The organism is Paenibacillus sp. FSL P2-0089 (assembly GCF_038595095.1).
In the GTDB taxonomy this organism is placed as follows: domain Bacteria; phylum Bacillota; class Bacilli; order Paenibacillales; family Paenibacillaceae; genus Paenibacillus_AQ; species Paenibacillus_AQ silagei.
The window spans coordinates 6,462,890-6,479,403 of record NZ_CP152006.1 but is presented as its reverse complement, the minus strand read 5'-3'; the positions used below and the strand labels follow the sequence as shown (position 1 = coordinate 6,479,403).

16 protein-coding genes, 12 tRNA genes and 2 rRNA genes are annotated in these 16,514 nt (G+C 52.7%); 28 read left to right on the top strand and 2 right to left on the bottom strand.

Annotated elements, in window-relative coordinates; all coding sequences use genetic code 11:
• Window positions 1–153: 153 nt before the first annotated feature.
• From NST69_RS27350 to NST69_RS27285, 14 genes are all read left to right on the top strand, one after another.
• Window positions 154–3,079 (top strand): 23S ribosomal RNA (locus NST69_RS27350).
• A gap of 77 nt (window positions 3,080–3,156) precedes the next feature.
• Window positions 3,157–3,273: ribosomal RNA gene (gene rrf / locus NST69_RS27345) — 5S ribosomal RNA — on the top strand.
• Between the two features lie 9 nt (window positions 3,274–3,282).
• Window positions 3,283–3,358 (top strand) — tRNA-Asn (locus NST69_RS27340).
• Window position 3,359: 1 nt separating this feature from the next.
• Window positions 3,360–3,435 (top strand) — tRNA-Thr (locus NST69_RS27335).
• Window positions 3,436–3,447: 12 nt separating this feature from the next.
• A tRNA-Glu gene (locus NST69_RS27330) sits at window positions 3,448–3,522 on the top strand.
• A 36-nt stretch (window positions 3,523–3,558) separates the two neighbouring features.
• Window positions 3,559–3,634, top strand: a tRNA-Val gene (locus NST69_RS27325).
• A 53-nt stretch (window positions 3,635–3,687) separates the two neighbouring features.
• A tRNA-Gln gene (locus NST69_RS27320) sits at window positions 3,688–3,761 on the top strand.
• A 5-nt stretch (window positions 3,762–3,766) separates the two neighbouring features.
• Window positions 3,767–3,839 (top strand) — tRNA-Lys (locus NST69_RS27315).
• A gap of 15 nt (window positions 3,840–3,854) precedes the next feature.
• Window positions 3,855–3,938: transfer RNA gene (locus tag NST69_RS27310), tRNA-Leu, on the top strand.
• 7 nt (window positions 3,939–3,945) lie between these two features.
• A tRNA-Gly gene (locus tag NST69_RS27305) sits at window positions 3,946–4,020 on the top strand.
• 8 nt (window positions 4,021–4,028) lie between these two features.
• Window positions 4,029–4,105 (top strand) — tRNA-Arg (locus NST69_RS27300).
• Window positions 4,106–4,127: 22 nt separating this feature from the next.
• Window positions 4,128–4,201, top strand: a tRNA-Pro gene (locus NST69_RS27295).
• 12 nt (window positions 4,202–4,213) lie between these two features.
• Window positions 4,214–4,287, top strand: a tRNA-Gly gene (locus NST69_RS27290).
• A gap of 17 nt (window positions 4,288–4,304) precedes the next feature.
• Window positions 4,305–4,378, top strand: a tRNA-Pro gene (locus NST69_RS27285).
• Window positions 4,379–4,458: 80 nt separating this feature from the next.
• Here NST69_RS27285 and NST69_RS27280 read toward each other — a convergent pair.
• Together NST69_RS27280 and NST69_RS27275 are read right to left on the bottom strand one after the other, a co-directional pair.
• A complete protein-coding gene (locus NST69_RS27280) occupies window positions 4,459–4,872 on the bottom strand; it encodes an ImmA/IrrE family metallo-endopeptidase (protein ID WP_036696270.1) in 414 nt (137 codons plus the stop codon).
• 45 nt (window positions 4,873–4,917) lie between these two features.
• Window positions 4,918–5,358, bottom strand: a complete 441-nt coding sequence (locus tag NST69_RS27275) for a transcriptional regulator (RefSeq protein ID WP_036724549.1) — start codon at window positions 5,356–5,358, stop codon at window positions 4,918–4,920.
• A gap of 298 nt (window positions 5,359–5,656) precedes the next feature.
• On the opposite strand from NST69_RS27275, the gene NST69_RS27270 reads away from it, so the two are divergent.
• The 14 genes from NST69_RS27270 to NST69_RS27205 all read left to right on the top strand — a co-directional run bounded on the left by NST69_RS27270 (window position 5,657) and on the right by NST69_RS27205 (window position 16,508).
• The gene (locus NST69_RS27270; protein ID WP_342550227.1) at window positions 5,657–6,157 is read left to right on the top strand and encodes an ArpU family phage packaging/lysis transcriptional regulator; all 501 of its coding nucleotides are present in this window, start codon (window positions 5,657–5,659) and stop codon (window positions 6,155–6,157) included.
• Between the two features lie 380 nt (window positions 6,158–6,537).
• Window positions 6,538–6,960: a DUF6838 family protein gene (locus NST69_RS27265; RefSeq protein ID WP_342547622.1), complete on the top strand. Its 423-nt coding sequence runs from the start codon at window positions 6,538–6,540 to the stop codon at window positions 6,958–6,960.
• Entirely contained in the window at window positions 6,957–7,163 is a 207-nt protein-coding gene (locus NST69_RS27260; protein WP_342547621.1) for a hypothetical protein, read from the top strand. The genes NST69_RS27265 and NST69_RS27260 overlap by 4 nt, the downstream gene beginning before the upstream one ends.
• Entirely contained in the window at window positions 7,163–8,485 is a 1,323-nt protein-coding gene (locus tag NST69_RS27255) for a phage tail sheath family protein (protein ID WP_342547620.1), read from the top strand. Before NST69_RS27260 ends, NST69_RS27255 begins: the two co-directional genes overlap by 1 nt.
• A gap of 1 nt (window position 8,486) precedes the next feature.
• Window positions 8,487–8,957, top strand: coding sequence for a phage tail tube protein (locus tag NST69_RS27250; protein WP_036724540.1), 471 nt, complete (start codon window positions 8,487–8,489; stop codon window positions 8,955–8,957).
• Between the two features lie 166 nt (window positions 8,958–9,123).
• Complete coding sequence (locus tag NST69_RS27245; RefSeq protein WP_036696211.1) at window positions 9,124–9,546, top strand: phage portal protein; 423 nt, start codon at window positions 9,124–9,126, stop codon at window positions 9,544–9,546.
• Between the two features lie 192 nt (window positions 9,547–9,738).
• Entirely contained in the window at window positions 9,739–11,571 is a 1,833-nt protein-coding gene (locus NST69_RS27240; RefSeq protein WP_342547619.1) for a hypothetical protein, read from the top strand.
• A gap of 1 nt (window position 11,572) precedes the next feature.
• Window positions 11,573–12,319, top strand: a complete 747-nt coding sequence (locus tag NST69_RS27235) for a LysM domain-containing protein (RefSeq protein WP_209879681.1) — start codon at window positions 11,573–11,575, stop codon at window positions 12,317–12,319.
• Window positions 12,320–12,331: 12 nt separating this feature from the next.
• On the top strand, window positions 12,332–13,294 hold the full coding sequence (locus NST69_RS27230; RefSeq protein ID WP_036724531.1) for a hypothetical protein: 963 nt from the start codon (window positions 12,332–12,334) through the stop codon (window positions 13,292–13,294).
• Window positions 13,295–13,299: 5 nt separating this feature from the next.
• On the top strand, window positions 13,300–13,593 hold the full coding sequence (locus NST69_RS27225; protein WP_036724530.1) for a DUF2577 domain-containing protein: 294 nt from the start codon (window positions 13,300–13,302) through the stop codon (window positions 13,591–13,593).
• On the top strand, window positions 13,590–14,018 hold the full coding sequence (locus NST69_RS27220) for a DUF2634 domain-containing protein (RefSeq protein WP_342547618.1): 429 nt from the start codon (window positions 13,590–13,592) through the stop codon (window positions 14,016–14,018). Before NST69_RS27225 ends, NST69_RS27220 begins: the two co-directional genes overlap by 4 nt.
• On the top strand, window positions 14,011–15,069 hold the full coding sequence (locus tag NST69_RS27215; protein WP_342547617.1) for a baseplate J/gp47 family protein: 1,059 nt from the start codon (window positions 14,011–14,013) through the stop codon (window positions 15,067–15,069). The genes NST69_RS27220 and NST69_RS27215 overlap by 8 nt, the downstream gene beginning before the upstream one ends.
• Window position 15,070: 1 nt before the next feature.
• Window positions 15,071–15,484, top strand: a complete 414-nt coding sequence (locus NST69_RS27210; RefSeq protein WP_209879667.1) for a phosphoglucomutase — start codon at window positions 15,071–15,073, stop codon at window positions 15,482–15,484.
• Between the two features lies 1 nt (window position 15,485).
• Complete coding sequence (locus NST69_RS27205) at window positions 15,486–16,508, top strand: DUF2793 domain-containing protein (RefSeq protein ID WP_342547616.1); 1,023 nt, start codon at window positions 15,486–15,488, stop codon at window positions 16,506–16,508.
• Window positions 16,509–16,514: the final 6 nt, after the last annotated feature.

Sequence of the window (16,514 nt, the reverse complement as noted above, 5' to 3'; positions counted from 1 at the left end):
AGTCGTGATTGTTTCATAATAACAGCAACTTGATCCTTGAAAACTGGATACCGAAACGAATTTGCGTTTTAGAACATTCCTTTAAGCTGAACTTGTGTAAACAAGTTTCATATTAATGGCGATACTAGCGATTTTCCTTAGGGAAAACGCATTGGTTAAGCTACTAAGAGCACACGGAGGATGCCTAGGCGCCAGGAGCCGACGAAGGACGTGGCGAACAACGAAACTGCCTCGGGGAGCTGTAAGCAAGCTTTGATCCGGGGGTGTCCGAATGGGGAAACCCAGCTGTGGTAATTCGCAGTTACTCATTTCTGAATACATAGGAAATGCAGAGGCAGACCAGGGGAACTGAAACATCTAAGTACCCTGAGGAAGAGAAAACAATAGTGATTCCGTCAGTAGCGGCGAGCGAACGCGGAACAGCCTAAACCAAGGGGCTTGCCTCTTGGGGTTGTGGGACGTCTCACATGGAGTTACAAAGGAATATGGTAGGCGAAGAGGTCTGGAAAGGCCCGCGATAGAGGTAAAAGCCCTGTAGCCTAAACTGTGTTCTCTCCGAGACGGATCCCGAGTAGTGCGGGGCACGTGAAACCCCGTATGAATCCAGCAGGACCATCTGCTAAGGCTAAATACTACCTGGCGACCGATAGTGAAACAGTACCGTGAGGGAAAGGTGAAAAGCACCCCGGAAGGGGAGTGAAATAGAACCTGAAACCGTGTGCTTACAAAAAGTCAGAGCCCTTTCTATGGGTGATGGCGTGCCTTTTGTAGAATGAACCGGCGAGTTACGTTTAACATGCAAGGTTAAGGTGAGAAGCCGGAGCCGCAGCGAAAGCGAGTCTGAATAGGGCGACTGAGTATGTGGACGTAGACCCGAAACCGTGTGATCTACCCCTGTCCAGGGTGAAGGTGCGGTAACACGCACTGGAGGCCCGAACCCACGCATGTTGAAAAATGCGGGGATGAGGTGGGGGTAGCGGAGAAATTCCAATCGAACTCGGAGATAGCTGGTTCTCCCCGAAATAGCTTTAGGGCTAGCCTCGGTGAATGGAGTGGTGGAGGTAGAGCACTGATTGGGTGCGGGGCCCGCAAGGGTTACCAAGCTCAGTCAAACTCCGAATGCCATTTACTTCTTGCCGGGAGTCAGACAGTGAGTGCTAAGATCCATTGTCAAAAGGGAAACAGCCCAGACCATCAGCTAAGGTCCCCAAGTGTGTGTTAAGTGGGAAAGGATGTGGAGTTGCACAGACAACCAGGATGTTGGCTTAGAAGCAGCCACCATTGAAAGAGTGCGTAATAGCTCACTGGTCGAGTGACTCTGCGCCGAAAATGTAACGGGGCTAAACACACCACCGAAGCTATGGCTAGATGCTTTGCATCTGGGGTAGGGGAGCGTTGTATGTAGGTTGAAGGTGTACCGTAAGGAGCGCTGGACAGCATACAAGTGAGAATGCCGGTATGAGTAACGAAAAGATCAGTGAGAATCTGATCCGCCGAAAGCCCAAGGTTTCCTGAGGAAGGCTCGTCCGCTCAGGGTAAGTCGGGACCTAAGGCGAGGCCGACAGGCGTAGTCGAAGGACAACAGTTTGAAATTACTGTACCACCGTAATCCGCTATGAGCGATGGGGTGACGCAGGAGGGTAGTGACGCGGACTGATGGATGTCCGTCTAAGCAGTGAGGCTGGTGTGCAGGCAAATCCGCACATCGTAAGGCTAGGCTGTGATGGGGAGCGAAAATTATAGTAGCGAAGGTCATGATCTCACACTGCCAAGAAAAGCCTCTAGCCAGGAGAAGGTGCCCGTACCGCAAACCGACACAGGTAGGCGAGAAGAGAATTCTAAGGCGCGCGGAAGAACTCTCGTTAAGGAACTCGGCAAAATGACCCCGTAACTTCGGGAGAAGGGGTGCCTCGGTAGGGTGAATAGCCCGAGGGGGCCGCAGTGAAAAGGCCCAAGCGACTGTTTAGCAAAAACACAGGTCTGTGCGAAGCCGCAAGGCGAAGTATACGGGCTGACGCCTGCCCGGTGCTGGAAGGTTAAGGGGAGCGGTTAGGAGCAATCCGAAGCTGTGAACCGAAGCCCCAGTAAACGGCGGCCGTAACTATAACGGTCCTAAGGTAGCGAAATTCCTTGTCAGGTAAATTCTGACCCGCACGAATGGCGTAACGACTTGGGCGCTGTCTCAACGAGAGATCCGGTGAAATTTTAATACCTGTGAAGATGCAGGTTACCCGCGACAAGACGGAAAGACCCCATGGAGCTTTACTGCAGCTTGATATTGAATTTGGGTACGATCTGTACAGGATAGGTGGGAGCCGTGGAGGCAGGAGCGCAAGCTTCTGCGGAGGCGCCGTTGGGATACCACCCTGATCGTATCTAGGTTCTAACCTAGTGCCCTCATCGGGTACGGGGACCGTGTCAGGCGGGCAGTTTGACTGGGGCGGTCGCCTCCTAAAGAGTAACGGAGGCGTTCAAAGGTTCCCTCAGAATGGTTGGAAATCATTCGCAGAGTGCAAAGGCATAAGGGAGCTTGACTGCGAGACCTACAAGTCGAGCAGGGACGAAAGTCGGACTTAGTGATCCGGTGGTACCGCATGGAAGGGCCATCGCTCAACGGATAAAAGCTACCCTGGGGATAACAGGCTTATCTCCCCCAAGAGTCCACATCGACGGGGAGGTTTGGCACCTCGATGTCGGCTCATCGCATCCTGGGGCTGAAGTAGGTCCCAAGGGTTGGGCTGTTCGCCCATTAAAGCGGTACGCGAGCTGGGTTCAGAACGTCGTGAGACAGTTCGGTCCCTATCTGTCGTGGGCGCAGGAAATTTGAGAGGAGCTGTCCTTAGTACGAGAGGACCGGGATGGACGTACCGCTGGTGCATCAGTTGTTCCGCCAGGAGCATGGCTGAGTAGCTACGTACGGACGGGATAAGCGCTGAAAGCATCTAAGCGTGAAGCCCCCCTCAAGATGAGATTTCCCAGTATGTAAGACCCCTTGAAGACGACGAGGTAGATAGGTTGGAGGTGGAAGTGCAGCAATGCATGGAGCTGACCAATACTAATCGGTCGAGGGCTTATCCAAACTTTTAACACGCAGATTCGTTTCGGATTCAGTTTTCAGGAATCAAATTCCTGAAGCATTTACGCTGTAAATGCCCGTTTGGTGGCGATAGCGGAGGGGTTCCACACGTACCCATCCCGAACACGACCGTTAAGCCCTCCAGCGCCGATGGTACTTGGACCGAAGGGTCCTGGGAGAGTAGGACGTTGCCAAGCGGACAATATTCCCTGATAGCTCAGTTGGTAGAGCACTCGACTGTTAATCGAGTTGTCACAGGTTCGAGTCCTGTTCGGGGAGCCATGCTCTCATAGCTCAGCAGGTAGAGTGCTTCCATGGTAAGGAAGAGGTCACCGGTTCGAATCCGGTTGAGAGCTCCACAAATTTTTTAAGGCCCGTTGGTCAAGGGGTTAAGACACCTCCCTTTCACGGAGGTAACATGGGTTCGAATCCCATACGGGTCACCATTTTTAACTAGTACCCTTATTAGTCACCATACATATGGAGGCTTAGCTCAGCTGGGAGAGCATCTGCCTTACAAGCAGAGGGTCGGGGGTTCGAACCCCTCAGCCTCCACCATAATGTTCTTGATATTTGAGGGAGATTGTGGGCATTATATAGGTATCTATTGTAGGGGATTCGCCAAGTGGTAAGGCAACGGACTCTGACTCCGTCATCATAGGTTCGAATCCTATATCCCCTGCCAAATATGAGCCATTAGCTCAGTTGGTAGAGCACCTGACTTTTAATCAGGGTGTCGAAGGTTCGAGTCCTTCATGGCTCACTTTTATTGCTTCATGCGCGTGTGGCGGAATGGCAGACGCACCAGACTTAGGATCTGGCGTCGTAAGACGTGGGGGTTCAAGTCCCTTCACGCGCACCACTTATTTGCGGACGTGGCTCAGCGGTAGAGCATCGCCTTGCCAAGGCGAGGGTCGCGGGTTCGATTCCCGTCGTCCGCTCCAAATTTTTTGCGCCCTTAGCTCAGCTGGATAGAGCGTTTGACTACGAATCAAAAGGCCGGGAGTTCGAATCTCTCAGGGCGCGCCATTATTACTTCATTAATTATTAACGGGATGTAGCTCAGCTTGGTAGAGCACCTGGTTTGGGACCAGGGGGTCGCATGTTCAAATCGTGTCATCCCGATATTTCACCTTTGCGGGTGTAGTTCAATGGTAGAACTTCAGCCTTCCAAGCTGATAGCGTGGGTTCGATTCCCATCACCCGCTCCATAATAATCTCATAGTTTCGGGATGTAGCTCAGCTTGGTAGAGCACCTGGTTTGGGACCAGGGGGTCGCATGTTCAAATCGTGTCATCCCGATCGAACAGCTTATGGCTGGCTAATGAACTCTTACTGCGGTAAGAGTTTTTTGTTGCGTCATTAAAGGAACGTATGTTCCTTTAATCGTCTAAAAAAAAGACAACCTCAGCCGGGATGCCAATCCTTGCATAATAGCTCTGTAGGGACTCATCCTGCTCAATGGCAGTGCCGACCGATAGCAGCTTAACCGCGAACAGGTTAGCCTGCCGCTCCAGCTTGCCTGGCGAGAAATACGAATTCTCCTCCAGAAAAAAACGGTTGACCCCTTTGTGCAGACGGTCATGCGCGAGTTCATGGGCGCATACGAATCGTTGCCACTCCAGCGGCAGCTGGTTATGAATGACGATGAACCTTCTTCTTAACTTCCGATAGTAGAGGCCCTTGGTGCCGTCACCCAGATGCATGAACCGGATGTGAATCCCCAGTGCTTCAGCCAGCTCGAAGGGGCTGCTGGTATTGTATTTTTTGACCAAACGCTTGATTAGCTCATCCATATTCTTCACCCGCAGCATGTTAATAGTAGTTGGATTGCCTGGTACTTACTCCTTGCCTGGATCGTGCTTGGGCTTGGTCCGCTTGTTCATCTGCTTTGCCTCCCAGAACAAGCCGGTTAATACGTCCTTGATCCGCTGCTTATCCTCCTTGTTCAGGGGAATTCCGTCAAACATCAGCTCACCATCATCCTCCAGCATTTGGCGGAAGTCCCGCTTATCCTTGCTGGTGGCCCAGGCAGGCACAGCGCCCTCTGTACTGCTCTCAGTCTCGGTTAAATAACCGGCATGGCCCATCAGCTCCTCGTACGACACATCGGTCGCTTCAGCAATCTTACGCAGGGTAGCCGGCTTGGGGACACCCCGTAATCCATTCTCGATTCGTGAGATTTGGGCTCCACTGATACCGGCAAGCGCTGCCAGCTGATTAATGGTCAATCCCTTTCCTTCCCGAAGCTGTCTCAGATAGTATCCGAATTCCTCTGCCATCGATAACCACTCCTTATCCCTAATCACCTAAAAAGCTGTTGTACTTACTATAAGCTATTTATGCCAATAGGTAAACAATAAAGAGTCTATTATTGCCAAAAGGTAAGAATGGGCATGCATTTAGCTTGTTTGTGCTGCAAAACGGGCTAAAATGAGGTTTTACTGAATTGGTAGATAAGTGGTATATTATGAAAAAAGGCGAACAGTATACGAACAAGTAGAATTTTAACACATTTGGCCGGAAAGGTCCGCAACAAAGTTCTTAAATCTGTATAACATCTAAGGAGTGGTATAAATGATGATTCTATCTTCGCTGCCCGAGCTTGACCGCCGCCGAACTCAGGTCACTATAGAGAATATGCTGGAGAAGTACCGGATTTTCAAATCTGTAACGTTTGAGGCTAAAGAGGCCGGGATTACGTACTCCTATACGGAACGGTTCCATGGCGCAACCCATACGGTTACTGATCAGACAGCAGCGATTGCCACGCATAATGTAGATGTGCCTGCTGCAAGACGGGCGTACTGTGCTGTGATTGATTCGGTTGTAGAGCGGCTTACCCAGAGGGAACAACAACTGGTGCGGGAGAGATACATGCGCAGAGAGGAGAGCTACGACTACACGATATACAATCATGTGTTCGATCCTCCGGTGAGCAAGGATACTTATGTGAAAATAAGGTCGAAGGCGTTCTATAAGATGGCGCTTGCACTTGCTGATCTGCAGCTGTTGTCTCTGGCTACGCTCACGAAGACCCCGGTTGGAGGGAACCTGCCTAAGGAGCAGAAATCCTTTTGACAACATGCAGCTACCATATGTAATCGACATGGCCGTATTGCCCGCTTTGGGTGATGCGGCTTTTTGTTTCAGATGAGGGGACCGCCTTTTACCATCCCTAGTACCACCGGAAGTTATCGCTAATTCCTCTGTAATAGCGTCTGCGCAAGGTCTCAGGGGGTCTATGATTATAACATGGCAAATGAAGCAGAAGGACACCGCAGGAGCATGAATGCTCCACCTCATCGAAGCCTAAGACAGGCCGGCAGACAAGCGCGGTGAAAGCTCCTTCGGTCATTGCCGGATACAAGACGGGTCCTATTCTTCCTGAATCGAATCCGCGGGTGACTTCAAGAAAGGCAGGAGGGATTACCACATCTAATCATGAGAGGAATGAAATCATGACGGTACAACATCTACGGGGGAATATCACTGCTGCGCTGGAGCAGTTTTTCCCGGATATTCCTGTCTATGTGGAAGGGGATAAGCCGCAGTCAGCCTACTTCAGGCTGGAGCTGCTCTCGGCAACCTACGACAGGCAGCGTGAAGGAAGATACATGGCGGTCTACCGCTTCGGTATCCGCTATGAGCAAGGCAGTCTGCTGGATGCAGAGGCTATAGCTGACGGGCTCTGTGAGGCGCTGGACGCAAGAGAAAGTGTGAATCCCGCTTATCGGGTGGTGCGCCAGTCCTGGGTTGCCGGAGCAGAGGAACGGGGCGCGCTGTTCACCGTGGACTATATGCTTTATCTCCAGAAGCAGAAGCAGCCGGAGGAAGAGGCAGAGCTGATGGGACACTTCACAGAAGGGGCGCGGCTGAAATGAGTTCTAAGGAAATGACGGCAAGTGAGCAGGGACGCTGGAGCGGGGGACCGGATGTTTTTGGGAAAAAGCAGATCAGGAACTCGGCCCTGTTCGGCCCTAAGGAAAAGGATGTACTGGAGGTAGTTCTGCAAGAGGACGGGAGCTACACCTTGGAAGAGGCTAAGCACTTAATGGAGCGTTATCTAAATAAGGAGGTTATCTAATGGCTGGAGGAACATGGACAACACAAAACAAGGTGCGTCCGGGGGTATACGTAAATGTGGCCTCGAACGGTATTGTGGCAGGGAAAATGGGAGAACGCGGTACGGCTGCCTTGGCACTTGCACTGCCTTGGGGGCCTGCGGGAGTCATTCTAAAGCTTACGGCACAGGATGATTTCCAGCAAAAGCTGGGCTACGATCTCACGGCAGCAGAGCTGCTGCCGGTAAGAGAGGTGCTGAAGCGGGCAGGCACACTGTTGCTCTATCGTCTGAATCAGGGTGTGAAGGCTGCTGTGACCAATAACGGAATTCAGGCGACTGCGCGGTATGGCGGGGAACGCGGGAATGCGCTTAAGGTAGTGATCGAGAAAAATATCGATGACGCTACTAAGTTCGATGTCCGGACGCTGCTGGACGGGACAGAAGTGGACAAGCAGACGGTAAACGCTGCTTCCGGTCTGGCTGCGAACGCTTATGTAGAATTTAAGCCGAATGAAGCCGGTGCGCTGACGGTGACCGCTGGACTACCGCTGGCAGGCGGGGCGAATGGTACGGTTACGAATGCGGAGCATAGTGCGTTCTTGTCGGCGCTGGAGGTTCAGGATTTCCAGACGGTAGGTCTGGTATCGCAGGATAACACGCTGAAGTCGCTGTATAGCGCCTATGTGAAGCGTCTGCGTAATACAGAGGGCAAGAAGGTGCAGGCGGTCTTGTCCGATTACGCTACGGCTGACCATGAAGGCATCATCAGTGTGGCGAACGGTGTCATTCTGAGCGATGGGACGGTAGTGGATAAAGCCCATGCCGTGGCATGGGTAGCCGGTGCAACTGCCGCCGCTGCTGTGAACGAATCTCTGACTTATCAGGCCTATGACGATGCTGTAGATGCGGATGTGCGTTTCAGCCATTCCGAGACTGTAGAAGCACTTACAGACGGAGAGCTGCTGTTCACCTATAGCGGAGGCCGTGCAGTAGTGGAGCAGGACATTAACACGTTCACCTCCTTCTCCACAGACAAAGGCAAGGCCTTCTCCAAGAACCGCGTGCTGCGGGTGCTGGATGGGATCGCTGGTGATTTGAAGCGGATTTTTGAGAGCTACTTCATTGGCAAATTGCCGAATAATGAGGACGGGCGTGCGCTGTTCTGGTCGCAGTGCGTCACTTATATGAATGATCTGCAGAACCTTGGTGCGATTGAGAACTTCAATGCACAGAGCGATATTGTAGTGACTCCTGGAGCGGACAGTGACAGCGTAGTGCTGGAGGTAGCTGTGAAGCCGGTAGATTCCGTAGAAAAAGTATATATGAAAGTGAAGGTGGTCTAAGATGACATTCTTGAGAGCCAGCGATACGCTGTCCGGCCAGGAAGGCCGGGCCTATGCCACAATTAACGGACAGACAGAAGAGATGTTCTATGTCAAAACCCTGGAAGCCACAGTAGAGAAGCAGAAGGCGGAAGTGAAGACGCTTGGACGCCGCGGGGTGCAGCATAAGGCGACCGGCTGGTCGGGCAGCGGTACGATGACGATTTTTTATATGACGAGCCGTTTCCGCCAGATGATGCTGGAATACATGAAGACCGGGATTGACCAATACTTCAGTATTATCGTGACCAATGAAGATCCGTCCTCAACCGTGGGCGCCCAGCGCATCATGCTGAAGGATGTCAACCTGGACAGTGTCATTATGGCTTCGCTGGATACGGAGTCGGATGCGCTGGAGGAAGAGGTTGCTTTTACCTTCGAGGATGTGGAATTGGTGCAGCCCTTCGCGGCTCCGGCAAATGCCGGTCAATAAAGCATAAGCGGGCTATCCGCAGTTTGTAAAAGAGTAATTGAATGAATAGGTTCGGGAGGCCCCGCAAAGTATCCGGATAATCATTGGAGCCATAGCCGTTGTGCGGCGGTATTCTGCGACGGGCCTCTTCGTTGCCCTAACAAAATAAGAATCCGGGAGGAACGACATGAGTGAATTAAGTTTGTTTTTTGCGCAAAATGCGGCTTGTGATACAACAGAGGAATTTGCGGTCTCGCTGCGGTTCAAGGACAAGGAAGGTAACCCTGCCGTCTGGAAGCTGCGCAGTATGAATGAGGAAGAGAACCAGGAATGCCGTAAGGCGGCTACCCGCAAGGTCAAAGGAAAGAACGGCACCTACACGACGGACATTGATCCCAATGAATATATGGCGAAGCTGATGACGGCAAGCATTGTGCATCCGGATCTGAAGAACACAGAGCTTCAACGCTCCTACGGGGTGATGGGCGCCGAATCGCTGCTGCGAAAAATGCTGCTGCCCGGAGAATTCGCGGCGCTTGGGGAGCGGGTACAGGCGCTGAACGGCTTCGCCACAGATATGAACGAGCTGGTGGATGACGTAAAAAACTAATCAACGAGGGCGATGGTGAGGCGAATCTGGCCTACTACGCCCTCCATGAGCTGCATATTCTCCCGCATGAGCTGATGAAGCTCTCCGTCCGCGAACGCGCGGCGATCTATGCCATGATCTCCGTACGCGTGGACAAGGAGAAGCGGGAGCGTGCACGGAGCAAGGGGAAGAAGAGATGAAGGGGGTGAATGAATGGAAATTACAAGTACAGCGCTGGTTCCTGTAACGGCACTAACAGTCTGGCAAAATGTAAACTCACAGTGGGACCGGCTGAACCAGAATTTCAACCGGGCCAGTCACTCGCTCAGTGGTCTGCAGCAGATCCTGGAGCGGGTGTATGAAGAGAAGAACAAGTCTTTTATGGAAGGATTCATGCAGTCGCAGGAAGCAGCCAGACGCCTGTCCGAGGAAGGTGCTTCGTCAAGATCCCGCCGCTCTGCTGACAGTTCGGATGGTGATGGTCCAGGTGATAATGATGTCCGGGATGCAAAAAACGGGTTCATGGGAAAAGTGCAAAAAATAATGAAGGCGCTGGATGTCAGCGGGTTCGAGTTAATCACGTACGTGGGTGAAAAAGCAGTAGGGTATATTTTGGACAAGAAGAAGGAAAAGGCGGAAGAGAAGGAAAAAGAAAAGGCCGAGAAGGAGAAAAAAGCAGCGGAGCCCGGCTTTCTCTCCAAAGCAAAGGATTCCTTAGGTGCACTGGACCTTGGAAGCGTATTTGATAAGGTCAAAGAACTGGGCACGAAGGCAGTAGTAGCCAATGCCTCTGACGAAGATAAGGCGAAATGGGGCAAGCTGCAGGGCAATATGGACAACGCAGTTGAATTGATGGGGCAAAAAGCGATCGTTGCGCTGCGTCCGATTCTGGATACCTTGAACAATGCGTTTCAGTCTGAAGGAATGTCTACGGCGCTAAATCTGATCGCGAACGGCTTCTTGGTCATTGCTACGGTGATTAGCGAAGTGGTGGACGGCATCATGTATATGTTCACAGCTTTTCAGGAGAATTGGGATGTTGTAGGGCCGATCCTTGCGGCCATTGCCATTGTCTTCATAGCTGCGATGATTGTGCAGTTGTATAGTCTTGCTGCCGCGTGGCTTGTAGGCATGTGGCCAATCCTTTTAATAGTTGCTGCTGTAGCACTGCTAATTTATATTTTGCAGCAAGCGGGGGTATCCGTAGACGCAGTAGTAGCTTTTATCGGGGGAGCATTTGGCTGGCTGAGGGCAACCATAGAGAATTTTGTAATCGGTCTGTACAATAACTTTGTCTCCTTTGCAGACTTCTTCCGTAACTTATTTATTGATCCGACGTATGCGGTGCAAAAGCTGTTTTATGACCTGGCCACGAACTTCCTGGGCTTCATGTATCAAATGGCATTAGGTGTTGAAAGCTTTGCAGGCGGTTTCGTCAAGGCCATAGCCGAGGGTATAAACTTCGTGCTTAAAGGAGTTCAAACGCTGGCAGGGTGGTTAAGCAAAGTTCCAGGCTTTGAATTCTTGGCTGATTTCAAGCCTAACTTCCTTGAGACGGAGAACCCGCATGTCTTCAGTGATATGATCAAGAATGTTCAAGGCACTCTGGTAGAACCTAAATCGACTAAGGATGTATACAATACACCGAAGAAGGAACTCGTGGATACCTCCAAGAGTGTGGCGGAATACAAGGGTAAAGCAAACGATCTCGTTACTAAATTTAATACCAAGCTGGAGCCGGCCAAGCAAAAGGAGGATACCTCTCCGAATAATGCCCAGACTGCTGCCACGAACATGAGTAATATCGGCAAGGTAGGCGAGGTAGGCAAGATCAATGAAAAGGTCGATGTCTCCAGCGATGATCTGGATATGCTGCGGGAGCTGGCGGAGATTCAGGCGATTCAGAATTTTGTCGAGCTGACGCCGACGGTGCAGGTAACAACCGGAAATATTAATAATTCCGGCGATATTGACTCCATCATCACGAAGATCGGACAAAAGCTGAAAGAGGAGTTCGTCTCTACGGCGCAGGGGGTGTACACGTAACATGGAGGAGTATGGATTCTATCTTAGCTTCAATAATTATGAAGAGGTGATCCGGCTTCCGGTGAACCCTGAGACGCTGGAGATCAAGGAGAACAGCGATGGCAAAAGCTATACCATAGTGGATTTCGGTGAAATCAATGCGATCGCTTATCCGAAGCTGACGGAGATTACGATTGAGAGTATGTTCCCGGCACAATATTATCCGTTCGTGGTGTACTCCGGCGAGAATGCCGGTAAGCTGCTGAAGCCCTATGAGTATGTAGAGCTGATCCGCAAGTGGATGCTGAGCCGCAGGCCGGTCCGGTTTGTTTTCTCAGGGCTGAAATCGGCGAACGTGCAGAATACGCAGACTCCCGATTGGCTGAAGCAGGCCAGGGCGCAGGCGCAGCAGGCTTTTACCGGGGATATTGGCATTAATATGGCGGTCAGCATCGAGAACTTCTCCTGGAAGCTGAGTGCTGGATCCTCGGGGGATATCGATTATACACTTGGACTCAAAAAGTATGTGTTCTATCAGGCTCTAGCTGTGAAGGTGGGCAGCACCGGTGAAGTGAAGAAGCAGCAGAAGCGGGCAAGCGAAAAGGCAGCACCTGCTACCTATACACTCAAAGCTGGGGATACGCTCTGGTCGGTGGCCCAAAAGCTGCTCGGTGACGGCAGTAAATCCAAAACGCTGCAAAAGCTGAACAATATCACGGACAGTGAACTGAAGAAGCTCAAAATTGGCCGAGTGATCAAGCTGTCTTAGGAGGCCGTGGCGATGGAATTAATCATAATTAATAAGGAAGGCGCCATCTGGAATATTGCCGGAATCGTTACGGATATCACGTGGAAAACCACCCGGACCGGCAAGCCTGCGACGCTTGAGCTTACGCTGGTGGACAGCGGTATGTATCAGCATAAAAAGTTCGCGATCAGCAACGGGGATATTGTGCAGTTCCGCAGAGACGGAGTCGATGTATTCTACGGCTTCGTTTTCAGCATCGACACGGGGGCGAATCAGGAGATCAAGCTGACGGCGTACGATCAGATCCGCTATCTGCTGGGCAATGGCAGTTATGTGCTTCAGGACGTTACTGCGGCTGAGGTGATCAGCACCATTGCCAAAGACCGCGGCTTGCGGCTTGGATTACTGGAACCGGCGGAGTACAAGATCCCCTCGCTGATCGAAGACGGCAAAAAGCTGCTCGATATTATTATGGGTGCGGTCGGCAGTGAGCTGCAATATAAAGGCCAGTTGATGGCGTTCTATGATGATTTTGGCAAGCTGACGCTGCGCAGTCCGCAGTCCATGCTGCTGAAGGTGATTCTGGGGGCAGGCCATTACCTGTATGATTATTCGCTGAAAAGAAGCATCGACGATAATACGTACAATACGATTCTGCTCTACCAGGACAACGAAAAGACCGGCAAACGCGAGTTCTATCCGGTCACAGATAAAGAAAATGTAAAGCGCTGGGGTATCCTGCATCTCTACCAGAAGGCGGACGATAATGCGAATGCTGCGCAGATTCAGGAAAAGGCAGGCAATCTGCTTAAGCAGCATAACCGTGAGAAGGTCAGTCTCTCTGTGCAGGCTATTGGCGATATACGGGTGAGGGCGGGAAATTTCATCTATGTGCTGCTGGATGAATTCCAGACGCAGCTGTTCCTGGTGGATCAATGCAGCCATAAAATTTCCGGAGGGGAGCATACGATGTCCCTAGACATTAAGGTGGTGTAGACAACATGCTCGATATTATTAAACAGGCAAGCCTCGGGGCCGTATCGAATACGAATCCGGTGGCTTTGGCTTATGGGACAGTGGTTCTGGCACAGCCGCTGCAGATTCAGGTGGAGCAGCGGCTGCTGCTGACAGGAGCCGCACTGGTGGTGGTTGAATCCGTGATGGAGAGCAAGGCTGTGATCGAAGGCCGGGAGATCCTGCTGCGCCGTGGACTTGAAGCGGGAGACCGCGTGCTGCTCGTGCGGATGCAAGGCGGACAGAGCTATATTGTCCTCGATCGGCTGGTGGACCTATGATTCCGGCGATAGGCAAATCCGGTCCGGTGACAGGAGCGCTGGAAGGGAATGTGACCGCTCCGGGGAATGCCCCGAGCCTGACGTACCAGATGGACTGGGAGAGCAGGCGGATCGGCGGGCAGGTAGACGGGCTTGAAGCGGTGAAGCAGGCAGCAATTAAGGTGCTGCAGACCAGCCGATATGAGTACCTGATCTATAGCACAGACTACGGAACGGAGTGGAAGCTGGTGCTGGGTCAGGACAGGCTGCTGGCCCGGCCGGAGCTGCGCCGCCTGATCAGCGATGCGCTGCTCCAGGATGAGCGGATTCAGGCGCTTGAGGATGTGGAGATTTTTTTTGACGGAGATACGGTTAGCTTCAGCTGTACCGCTGTCACGATATATGGTGATGTGGAGCTGAGAAAGGAGGGGATTGGCAATGTATGAGGATCAGACGTACGAGGTTCTTCTGGAACGCATGCTGGATCGTGTGCCAGAGGGGCTGGATAAGCGCGAGGGAAGTATTATCTATGATGCGCTTGCGCCGGCGGCGGCTGAAATGGCCCAGATGTATCTGGAGCTTGAGGTCAGCAATAATCTGTTCTTCCCGGATACGGCAGATGGCGAATATCTGGAACGAACCATTGCCTGGACGGGATTGAAGCGTCATCCGGCAGGCAAAGCGCAGCTGGGCGCGAGGTTCTATACCAGCGGCGAACAGCCTCTGGACATTCCGCTGGGCAGCCGTTTCTCCCTGGGACTGCTTCATTATAGTGCGGCGGAGAAGCTGGCTCCCGGGACGTACCGCCTGGAGAGCGAAACTGCTGGGGCTGAGGGGAATCAGTATTCAGGCGCGCTGCTGCCGATTGATTATATCCCGGGACTGGCCCGGGGGGAGATTACGGGCCTGCTGGTTCCGGGGACGGATGCGGAGACGGATGAAGCGCTGCGGCAGCGGTACTTCGATTCGGCCCGGCGGCCTGCAACGAGCGGCAATAAATATCATTATATGGAGTGGGCGCAGCAGATTCAGGGCGTAGGGGGAGCGCGGGTCTTCCCGCTGTGGGCCGGACCGAAGACGGTCAAGGTGGTCATTGTGAACGCGGAGCATCAGCCCGCCTCCCCGCTGCTGGTCTCCCAGGTGCAGCAGTTCATTGATCCTGCGCCGGGTCTTGGCGAGGGCCAGGCTCCGGTGGGAGCGGTGGTAACGGTGGCATCGGCCACAGGCAAGGTGGTTGATGTCTCAGCTAAGGTTACGCTGGCGGCCGGCTATGCGCTGCAGCCGGTTATTCAAGCTTTTACGGCGCTCCTGGAGAAGTATCGTAAGGAGAAGGCTTTTGCCGCTACCTATATCAGTCAATCGGTCATTGGCGCATTGCTGCTGAATACGGAGGGCGTTGTGGATTATAGCGGGCTGAAGCTGAACGGCGGGACGGCAAATATCCCTCTGCTGGAGACAGAAGTGCCGCTGTTCGGCAATGTCGTACTGGAGGTGTAGCATGGGATATCCGGAGCAGATCGATGTCTTTCAGGATAAGCTGAACAAAAAGGCAAACGGCGGCAGTCATGTTGTAGAGGAGAAGCTTCGGCTTACAGGTGGTGCATTCAGCGGACTGCTGGCCCACGACAATATTAACAATCAGACGCTGGCCGTGTACACAGGCTCACGCTTCAGCGGGACAGAGGTGCGCAATTACTCGGTCTCTTTCCCGGACGAGGCTCCTTGGCGGCGGCTCATTAACATCTATGCGGATGTGCCCGAAGTCTATGTGACTTACGAGACACCGGGAGACACTGTGGAAGCGGATGATGTGAACCAGTTACAGGGCGGGCTTACGGCTACGCAGCGTGAACTGGAGCGGTATAAACAGGCCGGTCTGATTGACGGCGGATCTTTTAGAAGAGAGGTGTAATATGGCACAGACCATTCAGGTCAAACGCGGTACCCGGGCCGAGCTGTCCACTTACGGGATGCTGAAGGCGGGCGAAATGGGCTTCTGTACAGATACGAAGGAGGTCTATATCGGAGACGGTAGCTCCAACTCCATGGTGGGCCGGGCCTTGTCCGGTCCCGAAGCTTCGCGTCCTGCGGCAGCCTCGGTTGGGCGTCTATACTATGTGAGCAGCGGGAGTAACAGCGGGTATTTGTATTTCGATGACGGGGCCGCCTGGCGCCGGGTTAACGCGCAGAAATTAACAGATGTGAGCGGAACGGTGGACGATATCGCTGACGGCTCCACGTATGCCAAGGTGCTCAAGGCGGATCTTACAGCAGGGCATCCCAATAAAGTGTCGGACGGCACGAATTCGAAGACTGCCGCAGAAATTGCAACGCACCTTAACGATACCGCGAAGCACAGGGTTATCAACGACGGCGGGTCGACGATTACAGATCTGTGGTCCGCGCAAAAAATCAAAAACGAAATCGAGCTGGCCAAGCATAATATTGAGCCGCAGGCTTCGGTGAAGGATCAGCACCTGACGGCTCCGCCAGGAAGTCCCGTGGAAGCTGACAGGTATATCATTCCTTCTGGCGCAACCGGCGTCTGGGCGGGTAAAACCAGTCAGATTGCGGAGTATGCCGCAGGTAGCTGGGCCTATTATGTTCCGGCTGTCGGCTGGACGGCCTATGTGGACGATGAGCAGAAAATCTACAGCTGGAACGGGAGTGCCTGGGTGCGGACGGGCGGCGCGCTACAGACGATCACGGCTGGGAATGGTCTTACCGGCGGCGGGCAGGCGGACAGTGTCACACTGACCGTCGGGGCAGGCAATGGGATCATTGTCGGTTCAACCAGCGTTGCGGCCAAGCCGGGTAAGGGAGTTCTGGTAAACTCGACGGGAATCGAGGTCAACATCGACGGTTCGAGTATCGTCTACGATTCGGCCAATGGCAACCAGCTCACGGTAAGCACTATCGACGGCGGAACATTCTAGGAGGCG